The organism is Paraburkholderia sp. BR14374 (assembly GCF_040948685.1).
Classification (GTDB): Bacteria; Pseudomonadota; Gammaproteobacteria; order Burkholderiales; family Burkholderiaceae; genus Paraburkholderia; species Paraburkholderia youngii.
The window spans coordinates 1-16,971 of the sequence record NZ_JBFPKF010000022.1 but is presented as its reverse complement, the minus strand read 5'-3'; the positions used below and the strand labels follow the sequence as shown (position 1 = coordinate 16,971).

Below are 16,971 nucleotides of genomic sequence, written 5' to 3'. Positions count from 1 at the left end.
TGGAACATGCGCGTTGGAACACGCGGCTCACGAATTGCCTTTCGCGCCGGTGTCCGCCGCCTTGCCGTGCGACTGTGCGAGCGCGGCGCTGTTCGGGTCATCGTCGGTCGTCATCGGCACCATGTGCGCGCGCACCGCATCGCCGGGGCGCACACGCTGAACGCCGTTGACGACGATGCGGTCGCCCGCCTTCAAACCGTCCTTGACGACGCGCAGATTGCCCTGCATCGAACCCGTCGTGATCTCGCGATAAACCACGTGGTTGCCTTGATCGACGACCAGCACGAACTTCTTGTCCTGGTCAGTGCCGACCGCGGCATCGTCGATCAGTAGCGCCGGATGCGGGGCGCTGCCGCCCACCTTGACGCGCGCGTAGAGGCCCGGAATCAGCGCCCCGTCCGCGTTGTCGAACTTCGCGCGCACGCGGATCGTGCCCGACGACGTGTCGAGCCGGTTGTCGACCGACTCGATCGTGCCGCTGCGCGAATAGCCGGATTCATCGGCGAGACCGAGTTCCACCGGCACCTTGCCGCCGTCCTTCGCGCGGCTCAGGTATTGCAGATAGGTCTGTTCGTCCGCGTCGAACGATGCGTAGATCGGCGACACCGACACAAGCGTGGTGAGCGGCGCCGAGCTGGCGCCGGCCGACACGACGTTGCCGACCGTAATCTCCGCGCGCGACACGCGGCCCGATACCGGCGCGACGATCTTCGTATAGCCGAGATTGATGCGCGCCGTTTCGAGCGCGGCTTGCGCGGCCTTCAGGTTCGCGCTCGCCTCGCGCGCGGCGTTCTGCTTCTCGTCGTAGTCGCGCTTGGCGATCGCGTTGTCGACGATCAGCCGTTGCGCGCGTTCCCAGTCGCTCTGCGTGTAACCGGTACGCGCCTGCGCGGCCGCGAGCTGCGCTTCCGCGCGATCGACTTCGGCCGCGTACGGACGCGGATCGATGACGAACAGCGTGTCGCCCTGCTTGACCAGCGCGCCGTCCTTGAAGTTGACCGACACGATCGTGCCTGGCACCTGCGAACGCACGTCCACTTTCTGGACGGCTTCGAGACGGCCCGAATAGGATTGCCAGTCGGTGATCGTCTTCTGCACGACGGTCGCCACGTCGACTTCCGGCACGATGGTCGGCGCGGCCGGCGAGCTTGCATCCACGCGGATCGCGCCGAACGTGCCGAGCCCGGCAAGAACGACGACCACTAGCGCGGCAAGCGCCACGCGGCGGCGGGAAAGAGGAAGGATAGTCATATGTAGCTCCCGGTATCGTTGATTGAATTTCTGTTTATCGATGAGCGCGCGCATCGAAGCGCCACTGGAAAAAGCGCACCGCTTCCTGCAAAGCGGGCGGATGATCGGCGAGCGCCGCGTGCGACACGCTCGGAAAGCGCACCACCTGGGTCTGCACGCCCGCGTCGATCAGATTGCTTGCATACTTTTCGGCCTCGACATGCAGCACGTCGTTCTGCGCAGTCGCGATCAGCGTGGCCGGTAAGCCGGCGAGCCGCGACGATTCGAGCGGCGCCGCATACGGATGCATGCGCTGCGACGCTTGCGGCAGATACGCGCGATAACACGCGGCGCACTCGCGCGCGGTGATGTCCGAACCGAGCCGCTTCTCGTCGCCAAGCCGCGTCAGGCTCGGGTCGAGCATCGGACCGAACAGCGCCTGCGCGTTGATCTGCACGTCGCCGCGATCGCGCGCAATGAACGCGAGACAATTGGCGAGTTGGCCGCCCGCGTCATGCCCCGCCACACCGATCTTTCTGCTATTGCCACCAAACGCTCGCGCCCGCGTCTGCACCCACAGCGCCGCGCGATGCGCATCTTCCGGCGCGGCTGGAAACGGAAACCGCGGCGCGAGCGAATAGCCCACCGACACCACGAGCGCCGGTAAGTGTTCTGCGAAATACCGTGCGGCGAAGTCCGCGCATTCGATCGAACCTTTCGTAAAGCCGCCGCCGTGAAAATAAAGCAATACCGGCAATGCGGTTTTTTTCGTCAGCCGATACAGGCGTAACGTAATGGGCTGAGCGTACCCATCGATACCCACGTCGGTGACTTCAAGTGTTGCGTCACTGGCCTCAGCGTCGGTGTCTTCGGCGGAAACGCCGATGGAAACGGACGGGTACGGCGATTTGAATGCATCCATGTCGAGCCGCGCAAAATGCGCATAGAACTTCAATGGTGCGAATTGTGGGTTCAGCAGACTCGCAAATAAATGCCTATAATCCGGCAACACAATTCGGTGCTTTTGAACAATCCGGTTGCGATTGTTTTTGCGGACTCCATTCCCGCCTGCGCACCTGCCCCTACTGGAGGTTTGCAATGGACCGGCTTCAGGCCATGCAAGTGTTCACACGTGTCGTCGACACCAACAGCTTTACCCGCGCAGCGGAGACGCTCGACCTGCCGCGCGCATCGGTTACTACGATTATTCAGAACCTCGAAGCGTTTCTCGGCACGCGGCTGATGCACCGGACCACCCGCCGTCTGTCGCTGACGCCCGATGGCGCCGCGTACTACGAGCGCTGCGTGCGCATCCTCGCTGACGTCGAAGAGACCGAGGCGAGTTTCCAGAGCGGCAACAAGAAGCCGCACGGCAAGCTGCGCATCGACATGCCGGGCTCGATTGGCCGTCTGCTCGTGATTCCGGCGTTGTGCGAATTCCACACGCGCTATCCGGACATCGATCTGCAACTGGGCCTGACCGACCGGCCCGTCGATCTGCTGCAGGAAGGCGTCGATTGCGTGGTACGCGTCGGCGCGCTGCAGGATTCGTCACTGGTCGCACGCCGCATCGGTCTGTTCGAGGGCGTGACGTGCGCGGCACCCGAATACATCAAGCGCGCGGGGATTCCCACTTCGCTCGAAGATCTCGAAAATCACAAAGCCGTCAATTACTTCTCGAGCCGCACGGGACGCACGCTTGATTGGGCGTTCCTGGTGAACGGCGACGAGGTGGAGGTGAAGATGAAGAGCATCGTGTCGGTCAACGACGCCGATGCTTACGTGACCTGCGGACTCGAAGGCTTCGGCCTGATTCAGCCGGCGCTCTTCATGGTGCTGCCACATCTGCGCTCGGGCCAGCTCGTCGAAGTACTGCCGGAACTGAAACCTTTGCCGATGCCGATTTCGGCAGTCTATCCGCACAGTCGTCATCTGTCGCCGAAAGTCCGCGTTTTCGTAGACTGGATTGCGGAGCTGTTCGATCGTTGCCCATTGCTCAGCGGACGCGGCAGTCTCGACGCCACCTGCACGAAGCGCACGTTCGAGCAGCGCGAGTCCGCGCCGGCGCTCGACACACCGGTGATGTCCGAATGGGTCGCCTGAAGTACGTTAATTGAAACAGTGAATTCCAGCCGCGGCGCCAATGCCGCGGCAACCGTGCAATTGCACTGTTGCTGCAAGGCTCGCTCGCGATTGTTCCTGAATCGCGACAATTCATTTCGCAAAACCGCGATTTATCCGCAACGCGTCAACGTCTACATTTCATCCTGTCGCAGCGCCATCACGCTGCCAATGAATCGACAGGAGTGAATCATGAAACGTAATCTGTTGGCAGGCCTCGCCCTGTCGCTGCTCGTCAGCGTTCCGGCATTTGCGGAAGGCGGCGGCGGTATCGGCCGTGCAGGAACCTATGACACGCAACCGGCGCCGAGCGCGAGCACGAAGACGCGCGCCGAGGTCAAGGCCGAACTGGTCGCCGCGTATCGCGACGGCTCGCTGCCCTCGCTGAATCGCACCTCGTATCCGAACAAAGGCCTGATCGGCCAGACGCAGGCCGCGCGCATCGCGTTGCAGGAAGGGACCAACGGCGAAGTGACGCGCGTCGCGAAGGGCCAGTAACGAGTTGGCAGAGGTTGATTCGGAAACCGGCGCGCCTGCCGCACGAGAAGCGCGCCTCTTCATCAAGGAGCACATCATGACACCATCGGAACTCGATAACTGGGATACCGATACGCCCGTGTGGACGCCGTATCGCCCGGTACAGCATTGAGTGTTGGCTTTCTGTCGTTCACGGCACTCGCCGTTATGCGCCCGCGAAGTGGCTTCGCGGGCGCATTTGCATTGAAGCAATAGAAAGCGCAAGCCGTTTTTTGCTGACCTGGCAGCGTTCAATCCGTGCCGTATTTGGGTGACCGTGGCCCGTACAGCAGTCCGTTCGGCGGCCCGGCATGCAGAAGCCGATAGCTCGTCACGCCGGCGATCTCGTGTCCCCTGTCCGTCAGCGAATTCGCAATCTGCTTGACTGCAGCCGTGACGAGCATGCCGATCAGGCCACCCCCAGCATAGTTGTTGCCCTCGTTGCTGTTGGCGCTGGCACTACCCTGCCATAGCACGTCACCGCTCTTGAGATCGACCAGCCGGGCGGATGCCGTGACGACTGTCGCACTGTCGACGACGTGATATACGGTGCCGTACTGCGTGATCTTCGAATACAGGGCCGCGTCGGCACCGAAGATTTCGCGCAGCTTCGCAGGCGAGGTCGCTTCGATCTCCGCCGCCATGGTCAGGCCGTTCTGCCTGAACGTTTCATCCATCACCGCCACCGGTATCACGTAGTAGCCCGATTCGGCGAGCGGCATCGTCATCTGCGAGAGCATGCTGTTGGTCGCCTGTACGTCCGCCGTTTCGTTGGTCGGTGGCAGCAACAGGATCGAGTGCGGCCGGCTGTTTTTGAACGCCGTGTAGTCGGCGTGCTTCACAGGTTGCGCGCACGCGGCCAGCAGTGCGACCGTCGACAGCGCAAAGCCGAGCTTGAAGGAAAGGATCTTGGACATGGTGGCTCGCTCAGGGCTGTTTCGGTTTCTTCATCAGGAAGTCCATGTAGGTCGAGGATTCCGGAAACAGCTGCTTTTCGGACTCGAACTCCTGCATGGCCTGAGTGTCGTTGCCGACACTCGCGTACAACATGCCCAGTTGTGCATGAAATCCGGGCGGTGGCGTGTGCCCCTTGCCGCGGATGTCCTGGAGGGATTTCTCAAGCGCCTCGATCTGCTCCTGCGGTGCCTTTTCTCCCTTCAGATAGTCGTACACGGCCGGCTGGTAGCCGGTCCATTGATAAAGCGGCTGGGGACTGTTCGCCGCGCATCCCGCGAGGAGCACGGCTGCCGTCGTTACTGGCAAATAGATTCCACGCATCATGCGGTTATGTTTCATCGTGAATCGCGTCATCATGTTGATTGCAGGTGCGGTTGGAAGTGGATCGAACGCAATAGACCTGCACGCACTTACTGTGCGGCCTTGAGCGTGCCTGCATCGACCTGCTCGACGAGGTGATTGACGGCCTCCTGGATCGCCAGATCGAGCACCTTGCCGTTCAGTGTGGAGTCGTAGCTGGCCGTGCCGCCGAAACCGATGACTTCGCGGTTCGAAAGGCTGAACTCACCCGCGCCCTGGCTCGACGCGACGACTTCCGATGTCGTCGTATCGACGACGTTCAGGCTGACCTTTGCATAGGCCACCTGACTCTTGCCGCGGCCGAGGATGCCGAACAGCTGCCGGTCGCCGACCTCTTTGCGACCGAATTCCGTGACATCGCCGGTGACGACGAAGCGGGCACCCTTGATCGACTGCGCCTTTTTGAGGAAGCCCGCTTCCTGGCGGATTTCGTCGAGGTTGTCGCGATCGAGCACATTGAAGCGGCCGCTCTGCTGGAGAGACGTCTTCAGGATCGTTTTGGCCTGACCACCGAGACGGTCAACGCCGTCCGAGAAGATCCCGCGCATATAGCTCGAGCGGTTGTCGAACTTGCCGACTGAAATGCCGATGGCTTGGCCCACCGCTGGCTTCTGCGCGCTGGCGACGGGCGGCACCGGCAGTGAGCGTGAGGACTCGGTTGCACATCCGCCAAACGCCACCACGACGGCAACAGCCACGGTTCCAAGCGCATATGTTTTTGATGACTTCATTTTGTTTTTCCTCTTTGTTGAAACGACAGAAACCCCGATAGCGTCGGCGGGGAAAATTTCAGAATTGCGCGGTTGCCTGGAAGCCCAATACGACGCCTGCGGCATCGAATCCGGCCGGCTTGTAGATCGGCGTGGCCGCGAACACGTTATAGCTGTATGCGCCGAAACGCGACGGCACAGAGCCTTTCATGCCAATGGCCGCGCCCGCGAGTTGCGTGCCCGCGAGGTTCGCCGCCGACGGTCCCCATAGGTGGCCATAGTCGAGACCGGCATACAGCACCTGTGCCCACTGCCCGAGCGGATACTGAAGTTCATTGCGCCAGTAGAAGCCCTTTTCCGCCGCCAGCATCGTCTGGCCACTGAAACCGCGCACCGTGTAGCGGCTGCCGATCGTCAGGTCGTCGATGTAGTTCAGTTCGTCGTTGGTGAATTGGCCGTGTACGGTTCCCACGTAGCGCAGCGACTGGCCTGCCGCCTGGAACGGCACTGAGAGATTCGCGTCGAGCGTCGCCATGTGGAAGCGGTAAGTTGGGCCACCCGGCGTGTCGGGCTGCGCGCCGAACCCACCGGTACCTTGGCGGTAGGCCAGTGTTCCATCGAACTGCGCCGCGCCGAGGTAATGCCGGTTAGTGAGGCCCGCCTCGATGAAGGTGTTGTTGCGCTGCTGCTGCGGGATTTCGGTGCCCTCGATAAAGCTCGCCCCGAAGCGCTTGATCAGCTGGAATTCGACACTCGACACATCGTTCTGGCTGCGGTGAAAGATGCGTTCGAGCTTTAGACCGGCCGTCTGCGCATTGCCGCTTGCCACGAACGTGCCGTTGACCGCCGCGATCTGCTGGTAGTAGGTGTTCGTGTAGCCATACAGCGTGCCGGTCCAGTAGCCCCACGGCACCGAATAAGAAGCGTTCCAGCCGTGTGTACCGAGGTCGTGATTGCCGAACTGCAAGTCCTGGTTGTAACCGGCCGAGAGAATGTCGTTCAGGCCGAGCAGGTTATATAGTCCAAGCGTCACATTGCCGATATATCGACCCGTTTCGTTCGTGCCTGAGTTGTCGGCCGACACGGCAAGCGACCATGGCTTGGAACGCTCGACGGCAATTGCCACGTCGCTTTCTCCGGGCGCGTCGCCGGGGACGATCTGCATGGTCGTGTCCTGATTCGGCACGCGCTTCATCTGCTCGAGTCCCTGTTCGAGATCACGAAGCTGGAGCACGTCGCCGTCGCGCGCGGGGAAGGCTGTCTTCCAGGTGCCGCGTGTGGACTCGTCGGCGAACTTAAGATGACGGACGACGCCGGGGACGAGGGAGAGTTTTAGCGTGCCCGTTGAAAGATCCTGCGTTGGCAGCATCACGCGCGTGGTGATGTAGCCCCGGCTCAGAATCTCTGCCTGCAGCCCCTTCGTGAGCACGTCGAGACCTTTCGGGCCGACGCATTGGCCCTGGAAGTGATCGAGCCATTCGCGCGCGAACGCGAAGCGGTCCTGCGGCAGCGCGGATGCGCCTTGCGAGCGGACGGCTTCCGGCAGTGTTGCCGGCACGTCCAGCGCGAACGTATCAATGCGGAAACAGGGCGTTTCGGTTGGCAATGGAGGCCAGCCTTCCCTCGCAGGTACCGTCGAGCGCACCGAGGGCGCAGCAACGGTTGCCTCGCGTTGCTTGACATCCCGTTGCTGCTGCACCTGGCGGTTCTGCTCGGCGTCGGCGCGACCTGCTACGGCTTCGTCGGCGGCGGTGATGGTCTGCTGCGCGTGGGCGAGAGATATTACGGCTGTAAGCGGCAACGCCGCCAGCCTTTTCTTGATTGTCATTGTTCTTCAAATCCTGATGCCAATCGGCACTCAACTGCGGTGGACCGCTCGGCCGCATAGGCATATCGAACTGGTTCTAGGGCTCGGGCGGTTGTCGCCCTGGACCTACTCGTCGTGTGACCCGTGGGATGCCATGAATACTCACGTAGGACCATCGATGCGATTCCGACGGGCACCAAAGCGCCGACCAACGAAAATGTCTTCGATAGGAACACGGTCAGCGCGTACCGCAGTCCGCCGTCGTACAGAGTGAAGCGAACACCACCAGGTAAATCGCGAAGATCGTTGCGACAAAAACACGGTATCGGAATCTTGCTAGCCAGCGCGCCAAGTTCGGTCCAAACAGCCCCGACAGAAGTGCTACAGCGATGTCACTCATTGTTTCGTCTTCGACACTCACTGGCCTTCGCTGTAGTTCACAATCTTCGCAAGACAGTTGGGCTCCCCAAAGCTAACAGGCCGATTTCGGGATCATCGAAATAGCCACTGCATCGAAAAACAATCCCTCTTTTTCCGATCACAGATTCAATTAACGATCGATCTTTATTCAGGTCCCCAGACCATCCTGTCAAGATATCAAATACCAATTCGGCGTGCTTCGGCAGTGCGATCAAATATGAGCAATCCTCTTCTTTTATCGCTGAAGCTATTGTGCTCGTCTGAGTTGCATCGAATCTACCAGATCCAAAAAATTTGAGCTTACCGTCTTTCTCAATCACAAATTCGGATCGGTCGTCCAGTGCCGACAAATCCACTCCGCGAACACCGAGAGCATTGAACAGTTTTCTGTAGCGTACAACCCTCGTGTCGGGTTGCCATGCAGAGTTGCCTATGAGCAACCAAAATTCGTACTCGGCTAGTCGACCTAGAGTGTGCTCCATGACAAAACTCAGCACCTCCGCCAACGGGTCCTTTGAAGAAACGCGCGAAATCTCCCAGCATATGGCACCAAAGCAGATATTCTCAGAAAATGCATTACGCTCAAGTCGAAAAACATCATTTTTCTGAAATACGTCTTGGGTTGACAGAGCTTTGATCTCAATAGTCATAGTGATTTCCCGCAGGATCATTAAAGTGAGGGCCTCGGTTTTGCGCATCTCCTTCGCCGAAGAAGTGACCTGAAGCATCGTCCCGGATCTTAACTATTTTCGTGCCTCCGCCCTCAAGCGGAATTTCATATACGTAAATATAGCCCGGTTGTGGATTCCCTCGTTTGTCTGTATTTGGGAGAACAGCAGACGGCTGTTGACTAACAGGCACGCCAGAAGCTCGCTTGGCCTCATTGAAGGCACCGCTACGTCCGGCACCGTCCGGACTCAAGTTTGGCGGCACAGCGCCGGTTGAATCCGTACCTTGATTGCCGCTTATTGATGTGATGACATAGTCAACCAACCCCTTAGCCACGTCCACAACCGGAGGCGCTTTGAAGATGTCGTCGATCACACCCGATCCCGAAGGCGTCGTCGTTGGCGTGCCTGCCTTGATGGTCGGATCGAGCTCAGTGGCCGGATCAGCGATCACACCATCGCCCTCTGGCCGTTTCCCCCTTGACGCCCGGCCGCTTGCCAAGTGCCTCCAGCCAGCCGGGCAATAACGAAGTCGACGGGACCGCCACGGAGAACTGGTTGTTTTCCCCTTCGATCTGTCCGGCACCCGTTGCGGTCGCCGCATTGGCCCCTGACGCCGCGGCAATCCCCGCCACCAGGCTCGTCACCAGATTCTCCCGTGCCTGACGGTCCTCTGCCGACATCCCATCGGTTGGCGCGAGCAGGCTGCCCAGCACCGAACTGGTAGCCGCCCCCATCGCCCCCGCGCCACAACTCTGGCTGCTCGCCGCCGCACCAGCGCAACCGACGATCGCATGCAGCGCAGCGCGCGCAGTCTCACTGTCGAGGCTATCGGCAATCTGCTTGACCCCGCTCGCGCCCAATTCCTGCAAGTACGCCACCGTCGCACTCTGCGCGAACTGCCCCATGCTGCCGGTCACGTTCCCGCCCGCCGCCACGCTCAACGCGCTCAGCACCTGCCGATACGAGCCCCCAGGCCCCCACTCGGCATTCAGCTGTTCAGCCTGCTGCTGCGCCGCTGCACGCTGCTCGGGTGTCAGGTTCGGATCATTCGCTGCAGCCTTTGCCGCATCCGCTTCCTTCGCTCGGTTGCTGACGAACGTGCCGACCTGATTGATGAACTGGCTCGTGATATCGAACCCGGCCTCGATCTTGTCCTTGTCGAAGATCGGTGCGATCGACCCCACCGTATCCGACGTGTCGCGGCTGATGCTTGCCACTGCTTCATCGGCAGTCTGTCCGGTCAGTTGCTGCTGTGCGGCGCCGTCGGTAATCGTGATCGTCGCGCCGCTGATCGCGCTCTTCGTCGTACCGCTGGCATCGCCCGATGCACTCATGACGATCGGCGGCGCCATCGAAAGGCCGCCGCTCTTCGGCAGAGTCGTACCGGGAACCGGATTCACGTTGTCGGCCTTACCAGCCTGGCTCTTGCCGATGTCGCCACCGTAACCGCCACTGATGCCCACCGACTGCCCGCTGTATTCGGCCCGATTCTCGATGTCGCTATGCGTAAGCGTCGCGGAAGTCAGGCTGTTCACGCCGCGCAGCACGGCCGCATCGCTGCTGGAAATTACGGCCCCCCTCAGGTCCGTATTGCCCTTGACATTGATCTGGAAGCCGCCGTCGCCCGCACTGATCCCCGACTGCTCCGTCACGCTCGCATAGTTGCTGTTCAGCTTCTCCTCGCTGATGCTGCCCGCCACGCTGGATACGCCGTAGCAGAGCGGCGGCACGCACACGTTCACCGACACGCCGCCGCTCTGCTGCTTCGAGTTGTAGGTACTCGTGTCCTGCAGGCTTTCGATATTCAGGTTGCCGCCGACATTGGCGATCACCTGCTGGCCATCGGCCACCACGCCCTTCAAGTTAGTGTCGCTGCCCGATTGCAGCGTCAGCGTGTTGCCTGCCCCGACATGCGTACTGGTCCACGTCGCATCGCTGCCATTGCCATTGCCCGTGGTGCCCGACACGCCCGCCTGGAACGAAATGCCGTTCGACTTGCCGACGCCGAACGTCACGCCGATACTTGCGCTCGATCCGCTGTTCGTGCTCTGCTGGCTATCGGTGTTCCGCGCTGCCTGAAGATTGAGGTCGCCTTCGGCATTGAGCGTCGCGTCATTGCCTGCCTTGATGTTGCTGCCAATGACATCGATGTTGCTGGCCGCTCCCGCGCCAGCTGCCGCGATCGTCAGGTTATGGCCCGCCGACACGGTGCTGCCCACCGCCGTAGTCGACGACGCCGTCGAGTTGCTGTTGCTGTGGCTCGTGCCCAGCGACACGTTGATGCCCACGCCCCCGACAGCCGTCGGGTCGCTCATGACCGCATCGTAGGCGTTCTTCGCGGCCAGTCCCGTCGTTGCGGCGGCGAGCGCATCCAGGCGCGCGTCGCCGTTAGTTTGCTTGACGTCCTTGCGCATCTGGTTCGCGGTCTGTACTGCCGCAATGACCGGGTTGCTGACGCCCGCGGAAATCGCGGTCTGTTTGAACGACTGCTGCTCGGTCTGCGTCGAGGTGTCGTACGCGGCATCGATCGTCAGGCGCTTGCCCGCGAGATTCAGATTGTTCGCGGCGTGTAGTGTACTGCCCGTCACATGCACATCATTACCGGCCGAGATCGCTACGCTGCCGTTCAGCGAACCGATCATGCTGCCGGCGTTCGCGACCTGGGTGGCCTGCTGCACGTCGGTCGTGGTGCGCGTGCCGATCGTGTAGCCCTGCAGGCCGCCATCGAGCTGCTTCAGCGGATTGAGGCCCGACAGGAAGCCATATTCCTTCTTCTGATAACTACTCTGCGACTGCTGCGTGTCCTGCGACGTCGTGATGCTGACGTTGCCGATGGCGCCCAGCTTCACATCATTGGTACCGACCACGTTACTGCCCTGGATGGTCAGATCGCGACCCGCCTGCACAGTGACGGTATCGCCCGAGACCGTACTCGCCACACCGATATTGGCCTGCGTGGCCTGCATCGTATCCGTGGTCGATCCGCTGACGAAACTGCCGCGCTTTGACTCGACGGCCTGATAGCTGTCGTGTTCTTCGCGGGCTTCGTTGATGGTGACGTTGCCGGATGCCGCGATCGTGGCCGTACCCGTGCCGTTATCCACCCCGTTTGTCATGCCAGCGGTCAGACTGGACCCGGTCAGCGTCACACTGCCCTTGCCAGCATCCGTACTGACCGCGCCGAGCGTCGCATTGCCGCCCGCCGTGAAGGTCGTCCCGGCCGCGTGTTCGTCGTACGTCTGGTCGACTTCCTTGCGGGTCTTGTCGTCGGTCGCGACGTTGTCGAATTTCGCGGTGTTCGTGACCGTGGTCGCTGTCAGATTGCCACCCGCGACGACCGCCATGTCACCGCCCGCCGTCACGGTTGCACCCCTGAACGTTGCATCGTTGCCGCTCTGCATCGCGAGGTCGCCACCGGCCGAAATCGCGCTCGTCTGGTTCGTTGTATCGCTCGCCTCCCAGTGATGCTGGTCGTTCAGCGCCACCGATTGCGTGGTCGTGGACTGCACGGCATCGACTTCAATGTCGTGACCGGCGCTGATCGACGCATTGCCGCCCGCGTTGACGTTCGCGCCGTGCACCGTCAGGTCATTGCCTGCGGCAATGACCATGTCGCCGGTCGAGGCGATGGAGCCCAGCGCGCCGAGCAGCGTCTGGCCGACCTTGCTGTCACCGGCCGCCGAACTGATTCGAGTCGCGTCGACCAGCGTCGTATTGATGATGTTATTGCCCGTCAGAACCGCGACGCGGTTGCCGCTGATCAGACCCGATGCATTCACCACGTCGTTGGTCGCCGAGACGACCGTCGTGCCATCAGTGCCGCTGCTCGCAATCGTGCCCGCGCGGTTCACGATATTGGTACCCGTGACGACCGTCTGCGTACCGCCCCTGATCGTTCCGCTGTTGTTTACGCTGCCCGTCGCGTGCAATTCAACGTCGTCGGCGGCAATGAGCGCCCCCGTAGGTTGCAGATCGTTGGAGTGCATTTGTGCCAGATAAACCTGCGGAACCAGCACCGACTGCGTCGAGCCATCCGGCAGCGTGACTGTCTGGCTGACCAGCCACACGATATCGCTCGTCAACGCATCCATCTGTGCCGCGCTCAGCGCGACGCCAACGGCCAGGCCAAACTGCTGCGCGACATTCACGCCCGCCGTCATCAGCGCCGTGTATTCGTCGAGATTGCTGCTGTAGCCTTGCAGGTAGACGCGACCGGTGAGTTGCGTAATCTGGTTTTGTACCAGCTGTGCCTCGTAGAGTCCGTCGCCGAGGCGCTTTTCCACCGTCTGAGGATTCAGGCCCAACGCCCCAAGCATGTAGTCGCTACTGATGAACTTCGTGTAGCTCGTAAAGCGCGAATCGGTTTCGACGAGGTAGGGGGCATTCGGTGCCGTACGTAGCGAATACAGGCCGCTCGTCGGCAGCGTGACATGCAGCGATCCTGAACTGTCCGCGACCGTCTGTGGCGCATTCGCTTTCTGGGCCGCCAGCGCCTGGTTGGCGCCGAGCGTGCCGCCCGTCGCTCCGGTTGCCGAGTTCGCTGCCGCGACGTTGGTATTGTTGATGTCGGTGCCACTGATGACCACCGCCCTGTTCGCGATGATCGTGCCGCCCGTTCCGCCGATCGCCACCGGCGCGAGCACGACCGACGGTTCCACCACCTGACCCACGTCCTGCGTGATGTTCTGGTTCCATGCGTAGGTCGATACGATGTCCTGGCGCTGGTACTGGTACAGCGTCTGCCCGGTGTTGTTCACCTGGGTGCCGCCGTAGTTGCCGCTGCCCGACGGATCGAGCGAGCCGTCCTGCGTGGTACTGCCAATCTGGATCGAGCCACCCGCCGCAATCGCGCTGTAGCTGTTGTTCAGCGTGCCGATGTTCGCGAGCGTCATGTCGCCGCCCGCAAGCAGTTGGCCCCGCTGTGCCTGCGCGCCCGTTATCTGATCCTGCTGCGTGGTGGTGGTCGTATCGCGTGCGTACTCGACGCGCTGGTAGCCCTTGTGTCCGTCGCTGCGGGTTGCGTACTCGGTCGACGGCAGGTAGTTGATATTCGGGTTGTAGTCGTCCCAGTAGTTGACGGTGATCGTGCCGTCGCCGTTGGTCGTGATCGAGTTGTACCAGATCGTCTGCTGCGTGCCATTGACGTTCACAACGAGCACCTTGTCCGTCGCATTGGGGCCCGCCGTTTGTGAAACGATCTGTGAAGCGGAAAAAGTCGTGTCGATCGGCGCGATGTAGCCGTTATCCCACATCGACTGCGAGCAGTAACCGCTCACGGCATTTCCTGTTGCACAGGCCATGTATTTGCCGCGCTTGGTCTGGTGGACCGTCTCGACGTCGGTAGTCACGGTCTGAACCGTCGGCGCGGGCCGCGAGTTGGTCAGCGTCTGTGCGGCGATTTGGAGGTTGCCCTGTGCCTGGATCGTCGACTGGTCGTTCGTGACCGTGTTCGAGCGGTTGGACAGCAGGCCGTTTGCGTCGCGCGTGCCATCCGCTGCGAGGTTCACGTCTGCGAGGCTGAAGACGTTCGCGCCGCCCGTGTTCGAAATATCGCCGGGCGAATAAAGGTTCACTTGCGCCGCCGCGGCAATGATCGCAGCGGCGCCGGTATTCGCGATGGACTGGCTGCCGGTCAGCGTCACCGTGTTGCCGATGATGGTCGCCGTATTGGTCAGCGTCGTGCTGTTCGTCGTGACCGTATCGCCCTCGATGCGGCCTTCGTTGGTGATTGCGTTCGTTGCATTGACGGTCGTGCTGGCCGAGTTCAGGTCTGCGCCCGCCTGGTTGTCGACGTTCGCAGCATTCACCGTCAGCACATTCACCGCGCCCAGCGTGCCCTGGTTCGTAAGGTTGCCCGCGACCGTGAAGCTGAGATTGCGGTTGGCCTGCATCTGGTTGGCAGCATGGTTCACGTAGTCGCCATTGACCGTCACCGCGCCATCGAGACCCGCGATGATCCTGCCATCGCCCGCGAGCCGGTTCGTCGTGAGCGTGAGGTTCTGATCGCTGCCGATCGCGCCGTTCTGGTTTGTGAAGGTGCCGGTCGTGATGGCGACGCTGCCACCGCTGCCCTGGTCGTTGCCGATCCTGCCCGAGGTGTTGTCCAGCGACGCGGTATCGAGACTGACCACGCCGTTGCCATGGATCGAGCCGTTCACATTGGAAACCGCCGCGCCTGCACCGTTGAGCGTCAGGTCGTTTGCGCCCGATAGCGTACCGCCCGAATTGTCTACGGACTGCGATTCGTTAACGGTCAGGTTGTTGCCCGCGACGATCTGGCCACCTTGGGTATTCGACAGCGACGCGCCTGAGACCATGACATCGCCGTTCCCGCCGATGACCCCTGCGCCCGCTACGCCGCTCCCATTGCTGTTCCTGATCGATCCAGCGCTGACCGTCGTTGCGCCCGTACCGGTATTGGCGATACGGCCCGAAGAATTGTCGAGCGATGCGCCGGCAATCTCCAGAGCAGCCGAACTGCCGTTCGTGCCGATCTGCCCACCCGCATTTGTGAGCGCACCTTGTGCGGAGACAGATGCATCACCATCCGACTGGATGAGTCCCGCCGCGTTGTTCAGTGTGCCGCCCGACTGCGCGGCCAGCGCGCCGCCCGCGACCAGCGAACCACCGCCATTGTCGATGCTACCGCCCGACACCGACACGTCGCCGTTGCCACCAATCAGGCCGCCCGCTGTGTTCGACAGTGCACGCGACGCACTGACGGTAGTCGTACCCGTACCAGCGTTGGAAACGCTGCCACCGTCGTTCGCTACCGTCTGTGCGTTGATGCCTAACGTGTCGTTCGCCTGCACGGTGCCGCCGGCGTTGCTGAACGCCCCGGTGTCCGCAATCGATACGTCGCGGGCGCTGATCTGCCCACCCGCACTGTTGTCCAGCGAGCCGACCCTGAATACCGCCGACGACTGCGCCGCCAGCGTGCCGCCCCGGTTCGATACCGCTCCTGCCTGCACGTCGAGCGAGCCATTGGTGGCAAGCGTGCCGCCATTGTTCGACAGCGCGCCTGTCTGCACGGACAGCCTTCCGGCGCCCGAACTGGTGATCGTGCCGTCGTCGTTGAGGATCGTGGCAGGGCTCAGCACCAGATCGGCGCTGTTCGTCTGCAACGAGCCGCGGGTGTTGTCCAGCGTGCCGGAGACGGCAACCGTGGTCGGCCCCGTGCCGGTCTGCGTGATCGTGCCGCTGCGGTTCGTGAGGTTGCCTGCACGGATCGCGAGTTGCGGCGCGTTGAGGGTGCCGCCGCTGTTGTCGAGCGTGCCTGCCGCGTTGACCGTGATCGACGTACCAGCGCCCGTCGTCGCGTTAGCGAGACCGAGACTGCCGCCTGTGGCTGTCAGCGCGAGCGCCGTACCTGCCCACGTCTGCGCATTGGCCAGGTCGAGCGACACGCCGTAAAGCGTCGCGATGCCGGAGGCGACGTTCTGGCCCGTAGCGGACAGCAGCCCCGCCGAGGTCACCGACAGATTGCCATTGCTGCCCAGACTGCCGTCAGGATCGACGCCCGCGCCGAGCAATCCCGTCGACGCGACGCTGCCCGCCGTCGCCATGAGGTCTTGCTGCGCCGCAAGTGTTCCGGAATTCGTTAGCGCGCCTGTCGCGCCGATCGTGGTATTCCGCTGCCCGTAGATCGTGCCGCTATTCGCGACGCTCGCCGCACTGATGCCGATGCTGCCGCTTGCGTTCATCGTGCCGGACTGCACGAGCTGGCCCGAACTCGTCAGTGTGAGGTCGCCCGCCTGCGTGGCAATCGTGCCTGCATTGGCCACACCGACACCCTTCTCCGTACCGACCAGCGTGATACGCTTCGCGTACATGCCGCCGAGTTGCGATACGTCGATGGACACGCCCGGCGCGGCTCCGCTTCCAGTAATGGGCGTCGCGTTCAGGCGCATTGACTCAGGTTTTTTGTTACCGAGCTAGGCTCGTTGCCTCAAGTATTTTGCTACCTGTCAGACGGCTGGCAGGGGCGACTTATGACGAGGCGGCTCAGCATGACAACACGACGGGAATTGACTGAGGCGGTTGGCGAGCGGCATCGACGTTCTGACCGGACGGAGAAACGCCAGATCCTGGACGAATTCATTGAATTGACCGGCTATCACCGTAAGCATGCGATCCGGGTGCTGTGTCGGGATCCGCAGCCGCAAAGGGCGAAGCCAGG

Annotated in this window: 11 protein-coding genes and 1 pseudogene; 3 read left to right on the top strand and 9 right to left on the bottom strand. The window is 61.9% G+C overall.

Annotation, left to right across the window (positions count from 1 at the left end):
• Positions 1-27: 27 nt before the first annotated feature.
• Positions 28-1,251, bottom strand: a complete 1,224-nt coding sequence (locus AB3X86_RS32340) for an efflux RND transporter periplasmic adaptor subunit (protein ID WP_176379330.1) — start codon at positions 1,249-1,251, stop codon at positions 28-30.
• Between the two features lie 34 nt (positions 1,252-1,285).
• Complete coding sequence (locus AB3X86_RS32335; protein WP_368599105.1) at positions 1,286-2,152, bottom strand: alpha/beta hydrolase; 867 nt, start codon at positions 2,150-2,152, stop codon at positions 1,286-1,288.
• Positions 2,153-2,328: 176 nt separating this feature from the next.
• On the opposite strand from AB3X86_RS32335, the gene AB3X86_RS32330 reads away from it, so the two are divergent.
• Positions 2,329-3,333, top strand: coding sequence for a LysR family transcriptional regulator (locus AB3X86_RS32330; protein WP_176365981.1), 1,005 nt, complete (start codon positions 2,329-2,331; stop codon positions 3,331-3,333).
• A 210-nt stretch (positions 3,334-3,543) separates the two neighbouring features.
• Entirely contained in the window at positions 3,544-3,849 is a 306-nt protein-coding gene (locus tag AB3X86_RS32325; protein ID WP_176106557.1) for a DUF4148 domain-containing protein, read from the top strand.
• Between the two features lie 269 nt (positions 3,850-4,118).
• Here the strand turns inward: AB3X86_RS32325 and AB3X86_RS32320 are convergent, their stop codons facing one another.
• The 7 genes from AB3X86_RS32320 to AB3X86_RS32290 form a co-directional block, all read right to left on the bottom strand.
• Positions 4,119-4,784 carry a DUF799 domain-containing protein gene (locus tag AB3X86_RS32320; RefSeq protein WP_368599104.1) on the bottom strand — a complete coding sequence of 222 codons (666 nt, stop codon included), beginning with the start codon at positions 4,782-4,784 and terminating at the stop codon, positions 4,119-4,121.
• A gap of 10 nt (positions 4,785-4,794) precedes the next feature.
• Positions 4,795-5,163, bottom strand: a complete 369-nt coding sequence (locus AB3X86_RS32315; RefSeq protein ID WP_368599103.1) for a DUF4810 domain-containing protein — start codon at positions 5,161-5,163, stop codon at positions 4,795-4,797.
• 71 nt (positions 5,164-5,234) lie between these two features.
• Positions 5,235-5,915, bottom strand: coding sequence for a CsgG/HfaB family protein (locus AB3X86_RS32310; protein WP_368599156.1), 681 nt, complete (start codon positions 5,913-5,915; stop codon positions 5,235-5,237).
• 58 nt (positions 5,916-5,973) lie between these two features.
• Entirely contained in the window at positions 5,974-7,722 is a 1,749-nt protein-coding gene (locus AB3X86_RS32305) for a ShlB/FhaC/HecB family hemolysin secretion/activation protein (RefSeq protein ID WP_368599102.1), read from the bottom strand.
• Positions 7,723-8,138: 416 nt separating this feature from the next.
• Entirely contained in the window at positions 8,139-8,771 is a 633-nt protein-coding gene (locus AB3X86_RS32300; protein WP_368599101.1) for a hypothetical protein, read from the bottom strand.
• On the bottom strand, positions 8,761-9,243 hold the full coding sequence (locus tag AB3X86_RS32295; RefSeq protein ID WP_368599100.1) for an HNH/endonuclease VII fold putative polymorphic toxin: 483 nt from the start codon (positions 9,241-9,243) through the stop codon (positions 8,761-8,763). The genes AB3X86_RS32300 and AB3X86_RS32295 overlap by 11 nt, the downstream gene beginning before the upstream one ends.
• On the bottom strand, positions 9,233-16,654 hold the full coding sequence (locus AB3X86_RS32290; protein ID WP_368599099.1) for a hemagglutinin repeat-containing protein: 7,422 nt from the start codon (positions 16,652-16,654) through the stop codon (positions 9,233-9,235). The genes AB3X86_RS32295 and AB3X86_RS32290 overlap by 11 nt, the downstream gene beginning before the upstream one ends.
• Positions 16,655-16,783: 129 nt before the next feature.
• On the opposite strand from AB3X86_RS32290, the pseudogene AB3X86_RS32285 reads away from it, so the two are divergent.
• Positions 16,784-16,971, top strand: a pseudogene (locus AB3X86_RS32285) (transposase); the annotation flags it as partial.

Excerpts from the sequence above, each read along its gene's own strand:
- AB3X86_RS32340 (WP_176379330.1), bottom strand. The coding sequence starts at position 1,251 with ATGACTATCCTTCCTCTTTCCCGCCGCCGCGTGGCGCTTGCCGCGCTA.
- AB3X86_RS32320 (WP_368599104.1), bottom strand. The coding sequence starts at position 4,784 with ATGTCCAAGATCCTTTCCTTCAAGCTCGGCTTTGCGCTGTCGACGGTC.
- AB3X86_RS32305 (WP_368599102.1), bottom strand. The coding sequence starts at position 7,722 with ATGACAATCAAGAAAAGGCTGGCGGCGTTGCCGCTTACAGCCGTAATA.
- AB3X86_RS32310 (WP_368599156.1), bottom strand. The coding sequence starts at position 5,915 with ATGAAGTCATCAAAAACATATGCGCTTGGAACCGTGGCTGTTGCCGTC.
- AB3X86_RS32300 (WP_368599101.1), bottom strand. The coding sequence starts at position 8,771 with ATGACTATTGAGATCAAAGCTCTGTCAACCCAAGACGTATTTCAGAAA.
- AB3X86_RS32325 (WP_176106557.1), top strand. The coding sequence starts at position 3,544 with ATGAAACGTAATCTGTTGGCAGGCCTCGCCCTGTCGCTGCTCGTCAGC.
- AB3X86_RS32335 (WP_368599105.1), bottom strand. The coding sequence starts at position 2,152 with ATGGATGCATTCAAATCGCCGTACCCGTCCGTTTCCATCGGCGTTTCC.
- AB3X86_RS32315 (WP_368599103.1), bottom strand. The coding sequence starts at position 5,163 with ATGAAACATAACCGCATGATGCGTGGAATCTATTTGCCAGTAACGACG.
- AB3X86_RS32330 (WP_176365981.1), top strand. The coding sequence starts at position 2,329 with ATGGACCGGCTTCAGGCCATGCAAGTGTTCACACGTGTCGTCGACACC.